Source organism: Streptomyces aureocirculatus, from assembly GCF_000720475.1.
In the GTDB taxonomy this organism is placed as follows: domain Bacteria; phylum Actinomycetota; class Actinomycetes; order Streptomycetales; family Streptomycetaceae; genus Streptomyces; species Streptomyces aureocirculatus.
The window spans coordinates 57,283-79,057 of record NZ_JOAP01000001.1 but is presented as its reverse complement, the minus strand read 5'-3'; the positions used below and the strand labels follow the sequence as shown (position 1 = coordinate 79,057).

10 protein-coding genes are annotated in these 21,775 nt (G+C 71.7%); 7 read left to right on the top strand and 3 right to left on the bottom strand.

Annotated elements, in window-relative coordinates:
- Window positions 1–55 precede the first annotated feature (55 nt).
- Window positions 56–1,003 carry a methionyl-tRNA formyltransferase gene (locus IG78_RS0100355; protein ID WP_030558812.1) on the bottom strand — a complete coding sequence of 316 codons (948 nt, stop codon included), beginning with the start codon at window positions 1,001–1,003 and terminating at the stop codon, window positions 56–58.
- A 211-nt stretch (window positions 1,004–1,214) separates the two neighbouring features.
- Here IG78_RS0100355 and IG78_RS0100350 point away from each other — a divergent pair, with 211 nt between their 5' ends.
- The 7 genes from IG78_RS0100350 to IG78_RS0100320 all read left to right on the top strand — a co-directional run bounded on the left by IG78_RS0100350 (window position 1,215) and on the right by IG78_RS0100320 (window position 20,068).
- Window positions 1,215–2,270, top strand: coding sequence for a FecCD family ABC transporter permease (locus tag IG78_RS0100350; RefSeq protein WP_078964664.1), 1,056 nt, complete (start codon window positions 1,215–1,217; stop codon window positions 2,268–2,270).
- Between the two features lie 20 nt (window positions 2,271–2,290).
- Window positions 2,291–3,397 carry a FecCD family ABC transporter permease gene (locus IG78_RS0100345; RefSeq protein WP_051852285.1) on the top strand — a complete coding sequence of 369 codons (1,107 nt, stop codon included), beginning with the start codon at window positions 2,291–2,293 and terminating at the stop codon, window positions 3,395–3,397.
- Window positions 3,398–3,440: 43 nt separating this feature from the next.
- Entirely contained in the window at window positions 3,441–4,301 is an 861-nt protein-coding gene (locus tag IG78_RS0100340) for an ABC transporter ATP-binding protein (RefSeq protein ID WP_030558808.1), read from the top strand.
- Window positions 4,302–4,412: 111 nt separating this feature from the next.
- A complete protein-coding gene (locus tag IG78_RS0100335; RefSeq protein ID WP_030558807.1) occupies window positions 4,413–5,468 on the top strand; it encodes an iron-siderophore ABC transporter substrate-binding protein in 1,056 nt (351 codons plus the stop codon).
- A gap of 2 nt (window positions 5,469–5,470) precedes the next feature.
- The gene (locus tag IG78_RS0100330) at window positions 5,471–7,258 is read left to right on the top strand and encodes an ABC transporter ATP-binding protein (RefSeq protein WP_030558806.1); all 1,788 of its coding nucleotides are present in this window, start codon (window positions 5,471–5,473) and stop codon (window positions 7,256–7,258) included.
- A 71-nt stretch (window positions 7,259–7,329) separates the two neighbouring features.
- On the top strand, window positions 7,330–18,378 hold the full coding sequence (locus IG78_RS0100325; protein WP_030558805.1) for a non-ribosomal peptide synthetase: 11,049 nt from the start codon (window positions 7,330–7,332) through the stop codon (window positions 18,376–18,378).
- A complete protein-coding gene (locus IG78_RS0100320; RefSeq protein WP_030558804.1) occupies window positions 18,365–20,068 on the top strand; it encodes an ABC transporter ATP-binding protein in 1,704 nt (567 codons plus the stop codon). Before IG78_RS0100325 ends, IG78_RS0100320 begins: the two co-directional genes overlap by 14 nt.
- 7 nt (window positions 20,069–20,075) lie before the next feature.
- Here the strand turns inward: IG78_RS0100320 and IG78_RS0100315 are convergent, their stop codons facing one another.
- Window positions 20,076–21,263: an alpha/beta hydrolase-fold protein gene (locus IG78_RS0100315; protein ID WP_030558803.1), complete on the bottom strand. Its 1,188-nt coding sequence runs from the start codon at window positions 21,261–21,263 to the stop codon at window positions 20,076–20,078.
- Between the two features lie 81 nt (window positions 21,264–21,344).
- The gene (locus IG78_RS0100310) at window positions 21,345–21,761 is read right to left on the bottom strand and encodes a hypothetical protein (RefSeq protein ID WP_030558802.1); all 417 of its coding nucleotides are present in this window, start codon (window positions 21,759–21,761) and stop codon (window positions 21,345–21,347) included.
- Window positions 21,762–21,775: the final 14 nt, after the last annotated feature.

The window sequence follows — 21,775 nt, the reverse complement described above, 5'->3', positions numbered from 1 at the left end:
CCGCCCGCCACCCCGCGCGACCGTGCGCGGGGGAGCGGGCGGCCCGGCCGTCGGGTCAGGGGCGGCTGGTCAGATATCCGCCCATGGCGGTGAAGTACTCGGTCGCGGCGAGCTCGCGGCCGTCCTCGGTGCGGACGCGTGTGATGGCGAGGCCGTGGTTGCGGCCCGTGCGGGCGTCGGCCCCGGCGACGATGACCACGCCCTCGCCCTCGCGGTAGAAGATGCGGCCGGGGGTGCCGCCGTACTTCCCCTCGGACACGACCGCGGCCAGGACTTCGAGGCGCTTGCCCCGGTGGAAGGTGTAGGCGCTGGGGTAAGGCTCGGACTGGGCGCGCACCAGGCGCTCGAGGTCCGCCGCGGGCCAGGTCCAGTCGATGCGGCTGTCCTCCAGGGAGCGCTTGTGGAAGAAGCTGGCCCGGGTACGGTCCTGCGGGGTGAAGTCCTTGTCCCCGGCGGCGATCCGGCCGAGGGCGCCGATGGTGACGGGGGCGATGAGGTCGACGGTCTTGTGGAAGAGGTCGGTCGCGGTGTCCCTCGGGCCGACCGGCACGGACTCCTGGCGGACGATGTCGCCGGCGTCGAGCTCGTCGTTCATCATGTGCGCGGTGACGCCCACTTCGGACTCGCCGTTGATCAGGGCCCAGATCAACGGGGAGAAGCCCGCGTATTTCGGCAGCAGCGAGTCATGGACGTTCAGCGTGCCGTGGCGGGGGAGGTCGAAGAGGCGCGGCGGAATCCACGTACGCCAGTTGTTGGCGACGATGATGTCGGGGTCGGCGTTCTTGAGCCGCTCGAACAGTTCCTCGTCGTCGGGGCGGTTGCGGATGAGGACGGGGATGCCGTTCGCCTCGGCGAGATCGGCGACCGAGTCGCTCCAGATCTTCTCATAGGCGTGCTCGCTCTTGGGGTGTGTCACCACCAGCACCACGTCGTGCTCGGAATCGATGAGGGCCTGAAGGGTGCGGTGCCCCCAGGTCTGATAACCGAACATGACGACCCGCATGGGGTTCCTCCTCAGAGCAGGGATTGACCGGCGCCAGTAAAGCAAGGCTTACCTTAGTTTTCAATGTGTGTGCGCGATGCCCCAGTTGATGGGGGTGCTCATCCCTTTTGCCCTGTCGACACCGTCATCATTTTAGCTTAGGCTCACCTAAACTCCATGATGCTCAGGACTCATACGTCCCCAGTGGATCAAAGGGATAACGTACTTCGACATGAGCACGACTGCAGTTGAGCGCCCCGCACCCACCGTCATGGGGGCCCGTCGGCGCCGGATGGCGGGTTTGAGCGCGCTTGTGGCGGTCCTCGTGGTCGCGGCGGCCGTGTCCTTGGCCGTCGGCGCGCGGGCGTTGAGCCCCGCGGAGGTGTGGCACGGGTTGTTCGCGGAGCCGGAGTCCGATCAGCGGCTCACCGAGATCCGGCTCATCGTGGAGACCGTACGCGTGCCCAGGACGGTGCTCGCGATCGTGGCGGGGATCGCCCTGGGGGTCGGCGGAGCGCTGATCCAGGGTTATACGCGCAACCCCATCGCGGACACGGGCCTGTTGGGCGTGAACGCCGGTGCCTCGTTCGCCGTCGTGACGGCGATCGCCGTGTTCGGTCTCAGTGACCCGTTCCAGTATGTGTGGTTCGCCTTCCTGGGGGCGGCCGTCGCCGGTGTCGTCGTGTTCGGCGTCGCGAGCATCGGCCGGGGGACCGGCAATCCGCTGACGCTCGCCCTGGCCGGGCAGGGCATCACGGTGTTCCTCGCGGCGATGACCACGGCGGTCGCGCTTTCGGACCAGGCGTCGCTGAACGCGCTGCGGTTCTGGAACTCCGGCTCCGTGGCCGGTGTCGGCTTCGACGTCATCTGGCCGGTGACCGGGTTCGTCGCGCTCGGCCTGGTCCTCGCGGCCGTCACGCTGCCCGCCATCAACCTGCTCAACCTGGGTGACGATGTGGCCCGTGGGCTCGGCGTGAACATCGCGCGGAGCCGGATCATCGGCATCGTCGCCATCACCCTGCTCGCGGGGGCGGCCACGGCGGCGTGCGGACCCATCGCGTTCCTCGGGCTCATGGTCGCCCATATCGCCCGCTATCTGACCGGCCCCGACTACCGCTGGCTCGTGCCGTACGCGGGCCTGCTCGGCGCTGTCGTCCTGCTGGTCTGCGACATCGTGGGCCGCCTGGTCGTGCGCCCCGGCGAGTTGGACGCGGGTGTCGTCGTCGCTCTCCTCGGCGCACCGTTCTTCGCGGCCCTGGTGTGGCGCGGAAAGTTCAAGAAGGCGTGAACGTGACAGACGCGAAGTCCGTGCAGGCGGGGAAGCCCGACAAGCCCGGGGTGCCCGGAAGCGCCGGGAAGCCGGCGGTGGCGCCGGGCGTGCGGCTCGGCGGCCTCTCGTTCGTGTGGCGGCCCTACGTCCTCGGCGTCACGCTGCTCCTGGCCGGCGCGACCTTCCTGCTGTTCTGCCTGTCCATCGCCGTGGGGGACTTCCAGATCGGCCTGCCCCGGGTGATCGCGACGATCTTCGGCCGGGGCGAGCAGGTCGACGAGTTCATCATCATGGATCTACGGCTGCCGCGTGCCCTCGCCGGGATCGTCGTGGGCGTCGCACTCGGCGTCTCCGGCGCCATCACCCAGTCCATCGCCCGCAATCCGCTGGCCAGCCCGGACGTTCTGGGCATCACGGGCGGTGCGAGCGCGGTCGCGGTGTTCCTGGTGAGCGTGTCGGGCGGGACCGCGACGGCGGTCGTCAACTCCGTGGGCCTGTCCGCCGCGGCACTCGCCGGCGGCCTGTTTACCGGTCTGCTCGTGTACTTCCTGGCGTGGCGGCGCGGCGTCGACGGCTTCCGGCTCATCCTCATCGGAATCTCGGTGAGCGCCGTCATGGAGGCCATCACCACCTGGCTGCTCGTCTCGGCCGACATCAGGGACGTGGCGCGGGCCCAGGCGTGGCTGGTGGGATCGCTGGACAACCGGGCCTGGGAAGACGTCGAGATCGCGCTCTGGGGCACGCTCGTCCTTTTGGTCGTCGTGTCGTGCGCCGCGTTCCAGTTCAAGCCGATGCACTTCGGCGACGAGGTCGCCGCGGGCCTGGGCGTCCGCTACCAGACGGTGCGCGCGGTCCTGCTGCTGTGCGCGGTCCTGCTGGCCGGGATGGCGGTGAGCGCGGCGGGGCCCGTGCCGTTCGTGGCCCTGGTGGCGCCGCAGGTGGCGATGCGCCTCGCGCGCTGCCCCACGCCCCCGTTGGTGGCCTCGGGCATGGTGGGGGCGCTGCTGTTGATCGGCGCGGACCTCACCGTGCGCACGGCACTGCCGAACAGCCTCCCGGTGGGTGTGGTCACCGCCGCGATCGGCGGCCCCTTCCTCGTCTATCTGCTGGTACGGGCGAACCTCGGTCGGGGGAACGTCAGGTAACTGGTACAAAGGTGAGGCAAACCTTAATAAGCGAGGGGGGCTTGTGGTCGCGCAGTACATCACCGAGATCGAGTCCGGGGTCGTCGCCGACTCCCGGCTTGCAGCCAACGGCGTCACCGTCGGGTACGGCAGCCGGACCGTCATCGACGATCTCGACGTGGCGATACCGCCCGGGGTGATCACCACCATCATCGGCCCCAACGGCTGTGGCAAGTCGACCCTGTTGCGCACCCTGACGCGGCTGCTCAGGCCCACCAAGGGCACGGTCGTCCTGGACGGCGAGGACATCGTCAAGCTCAAGACCAAGGACGTGGCGAAGAAGCTCGGTCTGCTGCCGCAGGCACCGGTCGCGCCCGAGGGGCTCACGGTGTCCGACCTGGTCGCCAGGGGCCGCCACCCGCACCAGAGTTGGCTGCGGCAGTGGTCCGCCGACGACGCCGACGTCGTGGAGCGCGCCCTGGCCATGACCGGGGTCGCCGATCTGGCCGACCGCCCCGTCGACTCGCTGTCCGGCGGCCAGCGTCAGCGCGTCTGGATCTCCATGACCCTGGCGCAGGGCACCGACCTGCTGCTCCTTGACGAGCCGACCACCTATCTGGACCTGGCGCACGCGGTCGACGTGCTCGACCTGGTGGACGATCTGCACGAGTCCGGGTGCACGGTGGTGATGGTCCTGCACGACCTGAATCTGGCCACGCGCTACAGCGACAACCTCGTCGTGATGACGGAGGGTTCGGTCCTGGCGCAGGGGCACCCGCGCGACGTGATCACCGCCGAACTTCTGTACGAGGCGTTCGGCCTGCGGGCCAAGGTGATCGACGATCCGGTGGGCGACCGGCCGCTGATCGTCCCGATCGGTCGAACTCACGTACAGGTCGACGCGATTCAGCCAAGCGCAAATTGAGAGTTAGGCTAGGCTAACCTCATTTTGAGCGGTAAAGTTTGCCTGCCCCGACAGGGGCGCACCGGGCCCTCCAAGGGGCGTTCCGGCCGGCGTGAGAGCAAGGGATCTCGAATGCACCTCCAACGAACGACGCGTACGACGCCGTGGCGGCGGCTCGCGGCCGTGGTCTCCGCCGCGGCCCTCGGTGTCGGCCTCCTCGCGGGATGCGGTTCGGACGACTCAGACGACGGCGACAAGGACAGCGGCAACGCCGCGGCAGCGCCCGGCACGTTCCCCGTCTCGGTGGAGCACGCCTTCGGATCCACGAAGATAACCAAGGCCCCCAAGCGGGTCGTCTCCGTCGGCTACACCGACGACCAGGCGATCCTGGCGTTCGGCGTCAAGCCGGTCGGCATGGTCGACCAGTACCCGAACCCCGAGGGCAAGTCCCCCGACATCAACACCCAGTGGCCCTGGGTGAAGGACAAGTGGGGCGACACCAAGCCCGAGGTCGTCATGAAGAACGGCGACTCGGGCCCGAACTACGAGAAGATCGCCTCGCTGCGTCCTGACCTGATCATCGCGGTGTACTCCGAGATCGACAAGGCCGCCTACGACAAGCTCTCCAATATCGCCCCCACGGTGGGCCGCGGCAAGGCCGAGAAGGAGCCGTTCAGCGCTCCGTGGCAGGACAACGCGGTGCACATCGGCAAGGCGCTCGGCCAGGAGGACAAGGCCAAGAAGCTGGTGGACGGCATCCAGGCCAAGCTGGACACGGCCAAGAAGAACCACCCCGAGTTCGCCAAGCAGACGGCCGTGCCGCTGTCCTGGTACAAGGACTCGGTCGCGCCGTTCACCACCACCGACGTACGCGGACGCCTGGTGACGGGCATCGGCTTCAAGGGCCAGAAGAAGATCGACGAGGTCGCGGACGGCAAGTTCTTCACCGTTCTCTCCCCCGAGCGCATCGACCTCGTCGACGTCGACCATCTCTTCGTCATCAATGACGCGGCCGACCAGAAGGCCCTGAAGAAGTTCAAGCTCTTCACCAACCTGAAAGCGGTCAAGAAGGGCAACGTGTCCTATCTGCTCGACAGCGAGGGCCCGGCGGTCGGCGCGGCCATGTCGCAGGGCACGCTGCTTTCCCTGCCGTACGCGATCGACGAACTCGTCAAGTCGGTCGGCTAGGTGTGAGCACCACCGAAACGAGGGCCGCCCCGGCGGCCCTGCGCACGGCGACCGGGCGCGAGGCCACCCGGTGGGTCACGGCGCACTGCAGGCAAGTGCCCTGGCTGACAGCCGCCACCGTGCTCAGCACGGTGGCGGGCGCGGCGCTCCAAGTCCTGCCGGTGCTCCTGCTCGGCCGGGTGGTCGACGGGGTGGTCGACGGCGAGTCCCGCTCGGTCCTGATCACCGTCGGAGTCCTGATGGCGGCCGCCGCGCTGCTCGGCGCGGTGGCCACCGGAGTGTCGACCTATCTGATCGGACGCCTCGGCGCGGACCTGCTCGCGCAACTGCGGGAAGGCGCCGTCCGATCGGTGCTCGGCATGCCGAGCACCCGGATCGAGCAGGTCGGCCGCGGGGACGTGCTCTCCCGGGTCGGTGACGACGTGGCGGTCCTCTCCAAGGGCATCCGCATGGCCATCCCGACCGTCTTCTCGGCGGGCGTCCTCGTCTTCATCGCCACCGTCGGCATGTTCGGCCTCGACTGGCGGCTCGGCCTCGCGGGCGCCGCCGCGCTGCCCGCCTACGCCCTGGCGCTGCGCTGGTACCTGCCCCGGTCCGCCCCGCTCTACCGCAAGCAGCGCATCGCCCAGGCCGACCGCGCCCAGGCGCTGATCAGCGGCCTGAACGGGATCGACACCGTCCGCGCGTACCGCCTGGAGGACTCCTTCCGCGAGAAGGTCACCAGCGAATCGTGGCGGGTGCGCGAGTACGGGATCGAGGTGTTCCGGTTCTTCGGCCGGTTCGTCGGCAGGGAGAACCGCGCCGAGTTCATCGGCCTCGTCCTGATCCTCGTGGTGGGGTACGCCCTCCTGGAGGCCGACGCCGCCAGCCTGGGCGAGGTCTCGGCGGCCCCGCTGATGTTCCACCGCCTCTTCACCCCCCTCGGCGCCATCATGTTCACCTTCGACGAGGCACAGAAGTCGGGCGCGAGCCTGACCCGCCTCGTCGGCGTCCTCAGTGAGGACTCCGAGGACCGGCTCGTCGGCGACTCGACGGTCGCGCCCGCCGACGCCGTGCCGTACGCGGTGACGGTGGCGGGCCTGACGTACCGCTATCCCGACACCGAGCACCCCGTACTCAAGGACGTCGACCTGACGATCCCGGCGGGCGGTTCGCTCGCCCTGGTGGGGGCGACGGGCGCGGGCAAGACGACCCTGGCCGCGCTGATCGCAGGTATCGGGACGCCCGAGGCCGGGTCCGTGCGCATCGGTGACACCGACCTCGCCGGTCTCGACGAGGCCGGGGCGCGGGCCCTGGTGAGCATCCTGACGCAGGAGACCCATGTGTTCTCCGGCTCGCTCAAGGACGACCTGCGCCTCGCCGCGCCGCGGGCGACCGACGAGGAGCTGCGGCAGGCGCTGCGCACGGTCGGCGCCGACACCTGGGTCGACGCGCTGCCGGAGGGGCTCGACACCAAGGTCGGCGAGGGCGGCGAACGCCTGGACGTGACCAAGGTGGCCCACGTAGCCCTGGCCCGGCTCGTGTTGGCGCGGGCACCGGTGGTGGTGCTCGACGAGTCGACCGCGGAGGCGGGCAGCGAGGGGGCCGCCGAATTGGAGCGGGCCGTGCTCGCCGCGTGCGCGGGCCGGACCACGCTGTTCGTGGCCCACCGCCTCACCCAGGCGATGGCGGCCGACCGCATCGCCGTCCTCGACGCGGGCCGCGTCGTGGAGCAGGGCACGCACGACGAACTGGTGGCTCTGGACGGCAGGTACGCGCGACTGTGGCAGGCGTGGCGAGAAGGTAGTTAGGTAAGCCTTAGTCAGGTGCGGTCGAGTTCGGTTCCCGAGTTCGGCCTGTGGAAGGAAAAGCTGAGTCTCCGATGACGGAATCGCGCGCTGGTCTCGTACTGCTCACCCCTGAACGCCTGGCCGACGTACGCCGGCGTACGGGCGACTACTCCGACAGGACCCTCATCGAAGCCTGCGCCATCGGCCTCGAGTACTGGGCGACGGGCGAGGGCCCGAGCGGCATCGACCTCACCGCGGGCACCCTGTTCGCCGACGTCATCGGCTGGGTCGACAACGGCGGGACCGCACCCGGCGCATGGCGGCCCGGCGCGGACGGCCTGAGCATCACCGTCCCGGAGGGCGTCGAACCCGCCGAGGCGCAGCGCGCCCTCGACGACCTGGCCGACTTCCCCGACCGGCCGCTCGGCACCATCGGCCCCTCCGACGCGGCGGCGCGCCTCGAAGCCCTGGCGCGGTGGAACGACACCGCGGCCGACCGCGTCCGGCCGACCGTCGTGGAGATGTTCCTCGAACAGGCGCGGACCCGCCCCGACGCGGTGGCCGTCGTCGACGAGCGCCGCACCCTGACCTACCGTCAGGCAGCCGAGCTGTCCAGCCAGTTGGCGCACCACCTGCTCGAACGCGGGCTCGCCGCCGAAGAGGTGGTCGGCATATCCCTCGGCCGCTCCGCCGAGATGGTGATCGGCCTTCTCGGCGTGCTCCGGGCGGGCTGCGCCTTCGTGCCGCTCGACCCGCAGTGGCCCGCCGCCCGCCGTGCCGTCGTCGTCGACGACGCCCGGATCGTGGTGCAGCTCAACGCCACCGGCGGCCATGAACCTGGCGAACCGGAAGCCGTCGCCGTCGACCTCGACGCCTGGAGGTACGCCTCCTACCCCACCGAGGGGACCGGGATCACCACCCCCGGCGACTCCCTGGCCTACGTGATCTTCACTTCCGGTTCGACCGGGCGGCCCAAGGGCGCGATGATCCGCCACGAGGCCATCAGCGAACGCCTGCTGTGGCAGGTGAACGAGATCCTGGGCTTCGGCCACGACGACGCGTCGCTGTTCAAGGCGCCGCTGTCCTTCGACATCTCCCTCAACGAGATCTTCCTGCCGCTGGTGTGCGGCGGCAGGCTCGTGGTCCTGCGGCCCGGCGGCGAACGCGACCCGCACCACCTCATCGGCGTGATCGCCGAACAGCGCGTCACCTTCACCTACCTGGTGTCGTCCATGCTGGACGTCCTCCTGGAGATCGCCGGCGACTCCGGCCGCCTGGACAGCCTGCGGCACGTGTGGTGCGGCGGCGAGGTCCTCACCCCGGAGCTGTACGAGAGGTTCCGCACCCGCCTCGACATCCCCATGTACCACGGCTACGGCCCGGCCGAGACGACCATCGGCGTCTCCCACGTCATCTACCGGGGCGCCGCCGAACGCCTGTCGACGTCGATCGGCAAGGCCAACCCCAACACCCAGCTCTACGTCCTCGACGACGAACTGCGCCCGGTCCCCGTCGGCGTCGGCGGCGAGCTGTACGTGGGCGGTTTCCTGCTGGGCCGCGGCTACGTCAACGCGCCGGGACTGACGGCGTCCCGGTTCGTGGCGAACCCCTTCGCCGCCGACGGGTCCCGCCTCTACCGGACCGGTGACCTCGCCCGGTTCGCCCCCGACGGGTCCCTGGACTTCCTCGGGCGCGCCGACAACCAGATCAAGATCCGCGGCATGCGCCTGGAGATAGAGGACGTCGAAGCCGGTCTCGCCGAGCACCCGGGGGTGCGCCACACCTGCGTCGTCGCGAAGAAGAACGCGGCGGGCGGCACCTACCTCGTGGGATACGTGATCCCGGCCGCCGGGAGCGAGGACCTGGCGGCGGACGACGTCAAGGCGTGGGCCGCCGCGCACCTGGTCGAGTACATGGTGCCCGCCCACGTCGTCGTGATGCCGGAGTTCCCGCTCACCGCGAACGGCAAGCTCGACCGCAACGCCCTGCCGGAACCCGTCGTCGGCACCGGCGCCCTCGTCGCGCCCGCCACCGAGAACGAACGCGTGGTATGTGCGACGGTCGCCGCGCTCCTCCAACTGGACGAGGTCGGCGCCGACCAGGACTTCTTCCAACTCGGCGGCGACAGCATCCTGGCGATCTCGCTCCTGAGCGCGCTGCGCGACGCGGGCCTCTTCGTCACGGCGCGGCAGATCTTCAGCAACAGCGTCCTGGGCGCCCTTGCCGCCGTGGCGAGCCGGGAGGACGTCGCCACCGTGGACCACGACGACACCGCGACCGGTGCCGTCGTGGGCTCGCCCATCGTGCAGTGGCTCGGCGAGACCACCGACGCCGTCGACGGCTTCGTGCAGTCCGTGGTCCTCAACACCCCGGCGGACCTGACCGCCGACGCCCTCGACGCGCTCCTCACCGCCGTGGTGACCCGGCACGACATGTTGCGCGCCAAGCTGGTGCGCGGCGCCCGCTGGAGCTTCGACATCCCCGGCGCCGACCGGGCCGCCGTGGGATGGCAGGAGAGCGACAGGACGCTCGACGAGTGCGTCGCCCTCGCCACTGAGGGCCTGGACCCGGCGGACGGCGTGATGCTGCGCGCCGTCTGGCGCCGCGCGGCGCGTCAACTCGTGCTCGTCGCCCACCACGTGGTGATCGACGGCGTGTCCTGGCGGGTCCTGATGGAGGACCTGGCCACCGCGTGGCGGCAGCACGCGCAGGGCGCACCGATCGAACTGCCCCCGGTGGGCACCTCCTTCCGGCGCTGGACACAGCTCCTCGGCAGTGCCGGATTCGACTCCGACCGCGCCTACTTCCAGCGGCCCCTGCCGGGAGCGGACCAGCCGATCGGCAGGCGCGCCCGCTCCGAGGCGGACACCGTCGCGCGGGAGCGGATACGCACCGTATCGGTCGGCGCCGACGTCACCTCCGCGCTCCTCGGCGAGATACCCGCGAAGTTCCACGCGGGCGTCAACGACGTCCTCCTCACCGCGCTCGCCGTCTCCCTCGCCAGGTGGCGCCGCGACCTCGGGCAGGACCAGACGTTCGCCCACATCGAGCTGGAGGGCCACGGCCGCGAGGGCCAGTTCGTGGCGGACGCCGCCGGCTTCGAGCCCGACCTGTCACGCACCGTGGGCTGGTTCACCACCCTGTTCCCGGTGACCGTGGACCCCGGCGCCCCCGCGGAAGGCACCGGCCCGACCGCGCCCGCCTTCCTCGCCGCCGCGCTCAAGGCCGTCAAGGAAGACCTCGCGCGGGTCCCGAGCAACGGCGTCTCCTACGGCGCCCTGCGCTATCTGGCAGACACCGCGTTCGACGCCCCCGCACCGCAGGTCCTCTTCAACTACCTGGGCCGCTTCGACGCGGGCGCCCCCGGGGACTGGCAACTGGCGCACACCACCGGGCAGCTCGGCGAGAAGCGCGACCCCGCCATGCGGCTGCCGCGCGCCCTGGAGTTCAACGCGATCGCCGAACCCGCCGCGATCGGTGCGCCCGCCGCGAGTGGCGAGCCCTCCACGCACGGTGCGCCCTCCACGAGCGGCGAGTACGAGCTGGTCACCACCATCTCCTGGCCCGAAGGGATGTTCAGCGACGAGGACATCACCACCATCGGCGCGTACTTCCGCGAGGCCTTGACCGGCCTTGCCGCGCTCGACCACGGCGGCCACTCGCCCAGCGACTTCCCCCTGGTGCCCCTCACGCAGGCCGACGTCGACGCCCTGGAAGGACCGGCGCTGCGGGACGTCCTGCCGCTGACCCCGCTCCAGGAAGGCCTGTACTTCCACTCCGTCTTCGACGACGAATCGGCGGGCGCCTACGTCGAGCAGCAACTCCTCACGCTGGACGGCGAGGTGGACGCCGAGCGGCTCGCGGCGGCGGCCACCCGGCTGCTCACGCTGTACCCGAACCTCGCCGCGCGGTTCGTCGCCCTCGCCGACGGCCGGGTCGTCTCCGTCCTGGACGGCGGCGTGGAGGCACCCTTCACCACCCTCGACCGCCCCGGCATCACCGACGCCGAGATCCGCGCGTACGCCGAGGAGGACCGCAGGGCGGGCTTCGACCTGGCCACCGGGCCGCTGATGCGCTACACCCTCGTCCGCGCGGGCTCCGGCAGGAACGTCCTGGTGCAGACCGTGCATCACATCGTCGCCGACGGCTGGTCGGTGCCGCCCATGCTGCGCGCGCTCCTCGCCGAGTACCACGCGCCGGGCACCGTGTATCCGCTGGGTGGTTTCGCCGACTACGTACGCTGGCTCGGCGAACGCGACGACGACGACAGCGACCGGGTCTGGCGCGAGGAACTCGCCGAACTGCCCGCCGCCTCCCTGGTCGCCGAGGGACACACCCCCTCCGAGCGGTTCGCCGACACCGCGGTGGAAGCCGACGGCGTCGACATCGACGCGGCCGCCCGCGCGGCCGGAGTGCCGCTGAGCGTGGCCGTGCACAGCGCCTGGGCGGTCACGCTCGGCGGCATCCTGCACGGCAGGGACGTGGTGTTCGGCTCCACGGTGTCCGGGCGTGACGCGGACGTGCCCGGCATCGAGGACATGGTGGGTCTGTTCATCAACACCGTTCCCGTACGCGCCCGCTGGGCCGCCGGCGACACTTCCAGTGACCTGCTGGCCTCGGTGCGCGCACACCAGAGCGCGGTCCTCGCGCACCAGCACGTCTCACTGGCCAGGATCGGCCGCCAGGCCGGCGCGGGCCCGTTGTTCGACACCCTGGTCGTCTTCGACGTCGCGACCGACGTCGAGGCCCTGCGGCGGCCCGATGACACGCTCGTCGTCACCGACATCGTGAACGAGGGCGCCCCGCACTATCCGTTGACGCTGGTGGTGGAGCGCACCCTCGACGGCCGCCCGCGCTTCAACCTCATTTACGACGGCGCACTCCTAGGCGAAGCGACCGCGCAAACGATCCTGCACACCTTTACCCGGGCCCTCACCGGCCTGCTCACCCGGCCCGAAGCCCGGATCGACGACCTGGCGGCCGCGAGCGGGACGTATCAGGACCAGGTCACCCCGACGACCCTGGGCGCGCTGTTCGACGCCGCCGCCCTGCGCGACCCCGCCGCCACCGCCGTCACCCAGTGCGGACTCGACGGCGACACCCGGTCGCTGACCTACGGGGAACTGGCTGCCGCGAAGAACGAACTGGCCGCGGCCCTGCGCGCGGCCGGAGTCGGTCCCGGCAAGCGCGTCGCCGTCGCCGTGCCGCGCTCCGTCGAGCAGGTCACCGCCCTGGTCGCGATCGTCGCCGCGGGCGGCGCGTACGTACCGCTCGACCTCGCCCACCCCGACGAACGCCTGGAGTACATACTCGCCGACGCCGCCCCGCAGGTCGTCCTCGTGGACGGCGAACACCGGGACCGGTTCACGCGACTCCTCACCCGGGCCGGGGTGCGGGCCCGCGTACTCGTCCAGGGGGACGCCCTGCCCGAGGCCCCGGCCGTACCCGCGCCCGAGCCAGGCTGGCACGACCCCGCGTACGTGATCTACACCTCCGGTTCCACCGGCAGGCCCAAGGGCGTCGTCGTCCCGCACTCCAGCGTGGTCACCCTGCTCGCCCGCACCCGGCCCGCCATGGAGTTCGGCCCCGACGACGTATGGGTCCAGTTCCACTCGTACGCCTTCGACTTCGCGGTCTGGGAGCTGTGGGGCGCGCTGGCGCACGGCGGTGAGCTGCTGGTTCCGGAGTACGCGCTGACCCGCTCCCCGGTCGACTTCCACCGCCTCGTCCGCGAGCACGGGGTGACCGTCCTCAACCAGACACCGTCGGCGTTCTACCAGTTCATCGAGGCCGACCGGCACGCGGGCGCGCCCGCCACCGCGCTCCGCAGGATCATCTTCGGCGGCGAGGCCCTCGACCTCGGACGGCTGCGCGGCTGGGTACGGGAGCACGGCACCGCCGCGCCCGAGCTCGTCAACATGTACGGCATCACCGAGACCACCGTGCACGTCACCCACCGGGTCCTGACGGACGCCGACTTCGACGCCGGCGACGACGCCAGCCCCATCGGCGGCCCGATCCCCGGCCTGGTCACGTATCTGCTCGACGACCGGCTCCGACCGGTCCCGCCGGGCCGCGTCGGCGCCATCTACGTCGCCGGTGACCAGGTCTCGCTCGGCTATCTGGGCCGGGCCGGACTCACCGCGGGCCGGTTCGTCGCGGACCCGTTCGCGGCCGACGGCTCCCGCATGTACCACACGGGCGACCTCGCCCGCCGTACGCTCGACGGCGAGCTGCGGTTCACCGGTCGCGCCGACGACCAGGTGCAGCTCAAGGGCTTCCGCATCGAACTCGGTGAGGTGGAGTCCGCGGTACGGGGCCTCGACGGCGTGGTCGACGCGGCCGTCACCGTCGCCGGCAGTGGCGACCACCTCGTGGCCCACGTCGTGGGCCGGGTGCCCGCCGACTTCGCCGCGCTGCTTTCCGCGAAGCTGCCCGTGCACATGGTGCCGAGCCGGGTCCTCACGTCCGCCGCGTTGCCGTTGACCGTCAACGGCAAGCTGGATCGGGAGGCTCTGGCCGAGCGGGAGGCTCAGGCTGAGCGGGCCGAGCGGGCCGCGGTCGACACCGGTGCGTCTTCGGGTGTGGGCGCGTCCGGGCCGGGCGCGCAGTTCCCCGCGCCCCCGACGGGGCCCGTACTCGCCTCACTCGTCGACATCTTCGCCGCGACGCTGCCCGGCTCCGACGTCGACGGCGACACCGACTTCTTCAAGGCCGGGGGCGACAGCATCGTCGCCATCACCGTCATCAACCGCGCCCGCGCGCTCGGACTTGCGATCGCGCCCCGGGACATGTTCCTGTTCAGGACCCCGCGCGGTCTCGCCGAGCACCTGGCCGCGCAGGCCCCGCAGGCCGCGGCGGCACCCGCGCCCACCCGGTACGAGGACGGCCCGCTCCCGCCGACACCGATCATCCTGCGCCAGCGCGAACTGGGCGGCAGCCTCGACAGGTTCGCCCAGGCACGGACCCTTCAGGCCCCCGAGGGCACCGGGTTCGCCGACGCCCGGCGTGCCGCGAACGCCGTCGTGGCCGCCCACCCGGCGCTGCGGCTGCGGCTGCGCGCCGAGCACGGCGTCTGGGCCCTGCGCACCGAACCCGCCCGTGAGACAACCGTCTCCCGTACGGACGCGACCGACGCCACGGCGGTGGCCGACGAAGCCGCGGGACACCTCGACCCCGGGTCCGGGGACGTCATCGCGTTCACCTGGCTGGAGGCGCACCGCACCCTGGTCGTCACCGCGCACCACATCGCCGTCGACGCCGTCTCCTGGCTCGTCCTTCTCGACGACCTGGCCACCGCCATGAGCGGGAAGGCCCTGGCCCCGCCCACGACGTCGTACGCCGAGTACGCCGAAGCCCTGACGCTCCAGGCGGCCCGGGCGACCGACGACCTCGGACACTGGGTGAGCACGCTCCAGGCACCCGCGCTGCTGCCGAACCCCGCCGTCGACGGGCTGCGCGAGACCACGGTCGTCCTCGCGCCCGACGTGAGCGACCTCGTGACCCGTACCGCCCCCGCCGCACTCGGCGTCGGACTCACCGAACTGCTGTGCGGCGCGCTGCGCACCGCGCTGACCCACGTACAGCGCACACCCACCGACCTCGCGGTCGATCTTGAGCGGCACGGCCGGGTCCCGGCCCTCGCGCACCACGACTACACGCGCACCGTCGGCTGGTTCACCGCCATCGCGCCCGTGCGCCTCACCGCGCACACCGACCCGGTCGCGGCGGCACGCGAGGTCGCCGACCGCCAGCCGGACGAGCGCGCGCATCTCGCGTACGGGCTGCTCAGGTACCTCAACCCGCAGACGGCGCCGCTGCTTTCCGCCCGTCCGCAGGTCCTGTTCAACTACCTCGGCCGGGGCAGCGAGTCCCAGGCGCCGCACCTCACCGGCGGCGACCAGGGCAGCCCGTACGCCGTCGAGGTCAACGCGTGGACCGACGCGGACAGCGGAAGGCTGCACGCGGCGTTCACCCTCGCCGACGGCGTCCCGGACGAGATCACCGAGCACTGGCGCGGCGCCCTGGAGCACATCGCGGCCGCCTCCGCGACGGCCGAGCGCACGGCCCCGGTCACCCCGCTCCAGCGCGGCCTGTACTTCCAGGCGCAGATGGCGGGCCAGGCCGGGCACTACGTCGCGCAGAGCTGGTTCACCTTCGACCGGCGCCTTGACCCCGAAGCCCTGGCCGAGGCGATGGCGCACGTCATCGCGCGGCACCCCGTCGTCGGGGCGGGCTTCGGCACCGACGACGACGGGAACCCGGTCCAGGTCCTCAAGGCAGGACGGCGCGTCGACGTCCGCACCGTCGAGCTGACGGGCGAGGCGGACGTGGAGGCCCTGCGGATCCGGGACCGGGACACGGGCTTCGACACCGGAGAACCGCCGCTGATCCGCCTCACGGTGGTGCGGCTGCCCGACGGCCACGACGGTCTGCTCCTGAGCTACCACCTGCTCCTGTGGGACGGCTGGTCCCGCGAGATCGTGCTGCGGGACCTGTTCGACGCCTACCGTGCGGTCGTCGCGGGCGAGCCGGTGGACACGGCCCCCGCCACGCCGGGCTTCGAGGACCACGCCCGGGCGCTCGCCGCCAAGGACCCCGCCGTGGCGGAGCGCTTCTGGGCCGCGCACCTTCAGGGCCTGCCGGGCCCGACGCTCCTCGCGGGACCGGCCCCCGCCCTGTCGGACGACCTGCCGGGCACCCTCGTGCACACGCTCACGACCGAACAGTCGGACCTGCTGCGGGCGGCCGCCAAGGCGCACGGCGTCACCCTGAACTCGGTCCTCACCGGCGCGTTCGGGCTGCTGCTCGGCGCCCACACGGGCCGCAGCGACGCCGTGTTCGGCGTGACCGTCTCCGGCCGTGACGGCGAGGGCCTCGCCGACATCGTCGGCGTGCTCCTCAACACCGTGCCCCAGTGGACGCGGGCACGGGCCGCCGACACCGTCCAGGAGTATCTGACGGCCGTGCAGACGGCCAGGGTCGAGGCGATGGAGCACGAGCACCTGGGGCTCGGCGAGATCCAGCGGGCCAGCGGCCACGACACCCTGTTCGACAACCTGTTCGTGCTCCAGAACTTCCTGGACATGGACGCGTTCGCCGAGATGAACGCCCGGCACGGCATCACGTCGGTGCGGGCCGACGACTCCACCCACTATCCGTTCACCTGGGTCGTCACACCCGGCGACCGGCTCACCGTCAAACTGGAGCACCGCGACGGCGACACCGCGGGCGCCCGCCGCCTCCTCGACGACTACGTACGCGTCCTGGAGGACCTGGCCAGGTCGACAGGACCCCTCGGCGCGCTGCCCGGCCTCGGACAACCGCCCGCTCCGGCCGGGCGCACCGACGTCGGCACGGACACCGTCGTCGACCGCTTCGACCGGGCCGCGGACCGCCACCCGCAGCGCGTCGCGCTCGTCGCCCACGGCGCGACCATGACGTTCGCCGAGCTGCGGGACCGCAGCCGCGCGGTGGCGGGGGTGCTCGCCCGGCGGGGCCTCGGACCCGAGACGACCGTGGGGCTCGCGCTCCCGCGCTCCCTCGACTCGATCGTGGCGCTGTTCGCCGTGCTGCGCGTCGGCGCCGCGTACGTACCCCTGGAACTCGACCACCCCGACGAGCGGATCGCGGCGATCGTCGCCGACGCACGACCGGACGTGATCCTCACCGTGAGCGCCGTCTCACCCCGCCTGACCGGGGACCTCGTCGGGCCCGGCGACCTGGTCGAGCTCGACCGGCCGCTGCCCGCGGCCGAACCGTTCGTCACGTTCGCACCGGACGACCCGGACCGCCTGCGGCACCCCGCGTACACCATCTACACCTCGGGGTCGACGGGGAAGCCCAAGGGCGTGGTGACCGAGTACGCCGGGCTCACCAACATGCTGATCAACCACCAGCGCCGGATCTTCGAACCGGTCCTCGCGGAGCACGGCCACCGGACCTTCCGCATCGCGCACACCGTGTCGTTCGCCTTCGACATGTCGTGGGAGGAACTCCTCTGGCTCGCCGACGGCCACGAGGTGCACATCTGCGACGAGGAACTGCGCCGCGACGCCCCCGCCCTGGTCGCGTACTGTCTGGAGCACGGGATCGACGTCATCAACGTCACCCCGACCTACGCGCAGCAGCTCGCAGCCGAGGGCCTGCTCGACCACCCGGAGCGGCGCCCGGCACTCGTCCTGCTCGGCGGTGAGGCCGTCACGCCGACGCTGTGGCGGCGGCTCGCCGAGACACCGGGTACGGTCGGCTACAACCTGTACGGGCCCACCGAATACACCATCAACACCCTCGGCGTCGGCACCTTCGAGTGCCAGGACCCCGTGGTGGGCGTGCCCATCGACAACACCGAGGTGTACGTACTCGACCCGTGGCTGCGGCCGCTGCCCGACGGCGTTCCCGGGGAGCTGTACGTGGCGGGCATCGGCATCGCGCGCGGCTACCTCGGCCAGTCCGCCCAGAGCGCCCACCGGTTCGTGGCGTGCCCGTTCGGCACACCCGGCGAGCGCATGTACCGCACCGGGGATCTGGTGATCCGGCGGCCCGACGGCAACCTGATGTACCTCGGCCGCACCGACCAGCAGGTCAAGATCCGCGGGCACCGCGTCGAACTGGGCGAGGTCGAGGCCGCGTTCGCCGCGCACCGGGCCGTGCGGTTCGCCGCCGCCGTCGCACAGCCGGACCCGCAGGTCGACGGCTCGTACCGGCTGGCCGCCTACCTCGTCATCGACGGCGCCGAGCTGGCGGCGGTCGCCGCCGAGGTGGGCGCGGGCCTGCCCGACTTCCTGCGCCCGACGCACTACGCCCAGGTCGAGAGCATCCCGCTGACGGTCAACGGGAAGGCTGACACCAAGGCGCTGCCGGAGGCCAAGCCGCTCGGCGCGCTGACCACCGCGGGGGAGCGCGGTCCCGAGACCGAGACCGAGACCGTGGTGTGCGAGTACTTCGCCGAGGCACTGGACCTGGATGATGACGAGGTGAGCGCGGTGAGCGACTTCGTGTCCCTCGGTGGGCACTCCATGCTGGCGGTGCGCCTCGTCGGGCTGCTCCGCCGGGAGTTCGGTCCCGCCCTCACGATCCGAGACCTGTTCACCCTGCGAACCCCGGAAGCGATTGCCCGCCATCTCGATGACAACTCCTGACACGCAGCGGCCCCGCCCGGGGTCCGACATCCTCCGGACCGCACTGCGCCGCAACGTCGGCGCCATGGTCTGGGGCACCCTCCTCATGGGCCTCTACCAGGCGGGTGAGACGGCGTTCCCCATCGCACTCGGCCTGATCGTCGAACACACCATGCGCGACGACCGGAACCTCGGCTCGCTCGCCCTGTCCATCGGCGCGCTCGCCGTGATCATCACGACGGTGTCGCTGTCGTGGCGGTTCGGCATGCGCATCCTGCAGAAGGCCAACACGACCGAGGCCCACCGCTGGCGGGTACGCGTCGCGGGCTGCGGCCTGCAGCCGGTCGCCAGGGACGTCGACCTCAAGTCCGGCGAGGTCCTGACCATCGCCACCGAGGACGCCGACCAGACCGCCGACATCGTCGAAGTCGTGCCGCTCCTCGTCAGTTCGCTGGTCGCGGTGCTCGTCGCCGCGGTCGCGCTCGGCCTCGCCGATCTCCGCCTCGGCCTCCTGGTGATCGTGGGAACCGTGGCGATCCTGTCGGTCCTGAGCGTGATGTCCAAGCGGATCGGCGCCAGCACCCAGGAACAGCAGGCGCGGGTGGCGCGGGCGGGCGCGAAGGTCGCCGACCTGATCAACGGTCTGCGCCCGCTGCACGGCTTCGGCGGCAACCACGCGGCGTTCCGTTCCTACCGCGCGGTCAGCACCGAGGCGAAGCACCAGGCGATCACCGTGGCCAAGGTGAACGGGGCGTACGCGGGCACCGCCCTCGCCCTCAACGCGGTCCTCGCCGCCGCCGTGACCCTCACGGCGGGCTGGCTGGCGTTCGACGGCCAGATCAGCATCGGCGACCTCGTCATGGCCGTGGGGCTCGCGCAGTTCATCATGGAACCCCTCAAGATGTTCTCGGAGATGCCCAAGTACGTGATGATCGCGCGGGCGTCCGCCGAGCGGATGGCCCTGGTACTCGGTGCCCCGCCGGTCACGACCCCGGGGCCCGAGCGCCCGGCGGCGGGCGGCGACGTGGAGATCGACTGCGTCCGCCACGGGGCCCTGCGCAAGCTGAAGTTCAAGGTGCCCGCCGGTGAGTTCGTGGCGATCGCCGCGTACCAGCCGCACGCGGCGGCCGACCTCGCGTCGATCCTCGCCGCCAAGGTGCCCCCGCACGCCTACGACGGGACGGTGCGGGTCAGCGGGCAGGAACTCGCGGACCTCTCGGTGGCGGCGGTCCGCGAGCACATGCTGGTGAACCCCTACGACGGGGAGATCTTCGCGGGCACGCTCCGTACGAACATCGACCCTTCCGGCACCAGCCGCTCGGTCGCCGAGGCCGTCGAGGCGTCCATGCTGACCGATGTCGTCGCCCTCCACAAAGAAGGGCTCGACTACGCCGTCCGCGACCGGGGTGCGAACCTCTCCGGCGGGCAGCGCCAACGCCTCTCGCTGGCCCGCGCCCTCGCCGCCGACACCGAGGTCCTGGTCCTGCACGACCCGACGACGGCCGTGGACGCGGTCACCGAACAGCTCATCGCACGCAAGGTCGCGAAGCTGCGCCGCGGCCGCACCACCATCGTCCTCACCAGCAGCCCGGCCCTCCTGGACGTCGCCGACCGGGTCCTGGTCCTGGACGAGGGCGCCATCACGGCCGAGGACACCCACCGGCACCTGCTCGCCACGGACGAGGGCTACTGCCGGGCGGTCGCCCGGTGAGGTGAGCTCATGGTGCGGCCACCCCGTGACGGGCCGGTCGGGCGAGCGCCCAGGCCACATCCCTGAGCAGGGCGTGCCGCCAGCCCGCACGGTCGTGGCCCGACGCCGAGCGGGACACCCGCACGGTCGCACCGGCCTGCCCGGCCAGGCTCTCGACCAGCTCGCAGTGCGGCAGCATCCGCGTCTCGTGCTCCCCGACGTCGAACGCGACCCGGAGGCCCGACAGATCGGCGCCCTCGCGCAGCCGCTCCGCGATGACACCGCCGACGGGTCCGCCCAGTGGGTCCGCCAGGTCCATGACGCCCGGCGCCCACCAGAACGACGGTGACTGACAGGCGACGCGCGACACCAGGCCCGGGAACTCGAGGGCGGCATACAGGGCGCTCAGCCCGCCGAGGCTCTGCCCGGCGACGACGAGGCGGTCGGGGTCGACGGCGACCCCGGACTCCGCGACCAGCGGAAGCAGTTCGTCGCGGACCGCCTCCCACAGCTCGGGCCTGCACGTGAACTCGGCCTCGCGGTCCTTGGCGGGGAGGAAGACCAGGGTCACAGGAGGCATCGCGCCGTCGGCGAACGCCGCGTCGAAGGCGGTCATGGCCGGGTGCAGGTGCAGCCAGTCGTCCCCGTCGAGCAGCAGGACCACTGGCCCGCCGCCGCCCACCGGATGGACCCGTACGGTCCGCCGTCCGCCGAGGCGTGCGCTCGCCCAGCGCAACCGGGTGCCCGGCAGGGGCAGCACGTCGTCGGCGCCGACAGCGGGCCAGTACAACTGGGCCGGGGCGTCCGGGGTCGCGGCGATGGACCGGTCACCTCCCGCGCCCAAGGGGTTCAACGGATCGGCGTACGCGGCGCCGTCCGCGCCGTCTGCATCGTCCGCGCCGTTCACGAGGAACTGATACGTCACACGCAGCCGTGCGGGCATCGGCACCTGCGCGAACCAGCAGTCCGTGTCGCCGAAGCGGCTCAGGGACACCGGTTCCGACCAGCTCTCGAAGCCGACGCGCGCCGCCGACCCGCGCCACAGGAACAGGGTCACCCACCCGCCGTCGGCGGCGGGTACGCAAGCGGGTGCGCCCGCCGCCGCCCAGAACTCCTCGGTCCCGGGCGTCCCGGGGAGCCCGAACCGGGCGAAGGCGCCGAGGGAATCGGAGTGGTCGCCGGTATCGGCCGCGGGGTCGGACACAGGATGGTTCATGCAGGTGAGCCTAACCTCACCCGCACGCACCCTTCCAGAGGTCACAGCGTGGACGGGGGAACCCGGGTGCGGGACCCGTCCTCACTGCCAGGTGCCGAGGACCTGTGTGTTGTCGACCCCGGACAGGAAGTAGAAGTAGTACTCCCCGCCGCTCAGGTTGTAATAGGCCGACGTCTCGCCGTTGCAGGGGACCTTGACGACATTGCCCACCGGCCGGTCGCGTCCCCACGTGACGTGGTAGAGCCGCGCGGCCAAGAAGTCGCCGGAGCAACCGCCGTGCAGGGACACTTGGTGGCCGCCCTGCGGGCGGTCCGCCTTCGGCGAGTACCCGTACACGTTGAACCAGATGTTGAAGTGGAACGGAGCGGCGACGGCGGCCCGGTGCGGCGGCGGCACGGCGGGGTGTTGCCGTGCCTCACCCGCCTGGCCCGGGGCCGCTGCCAGGCCCAGGGTGAGGAGTGCGGTCGCGGAGGCGAGGCAGGTACGCAGGGTGCGCATGGGGAGGTCTCCGA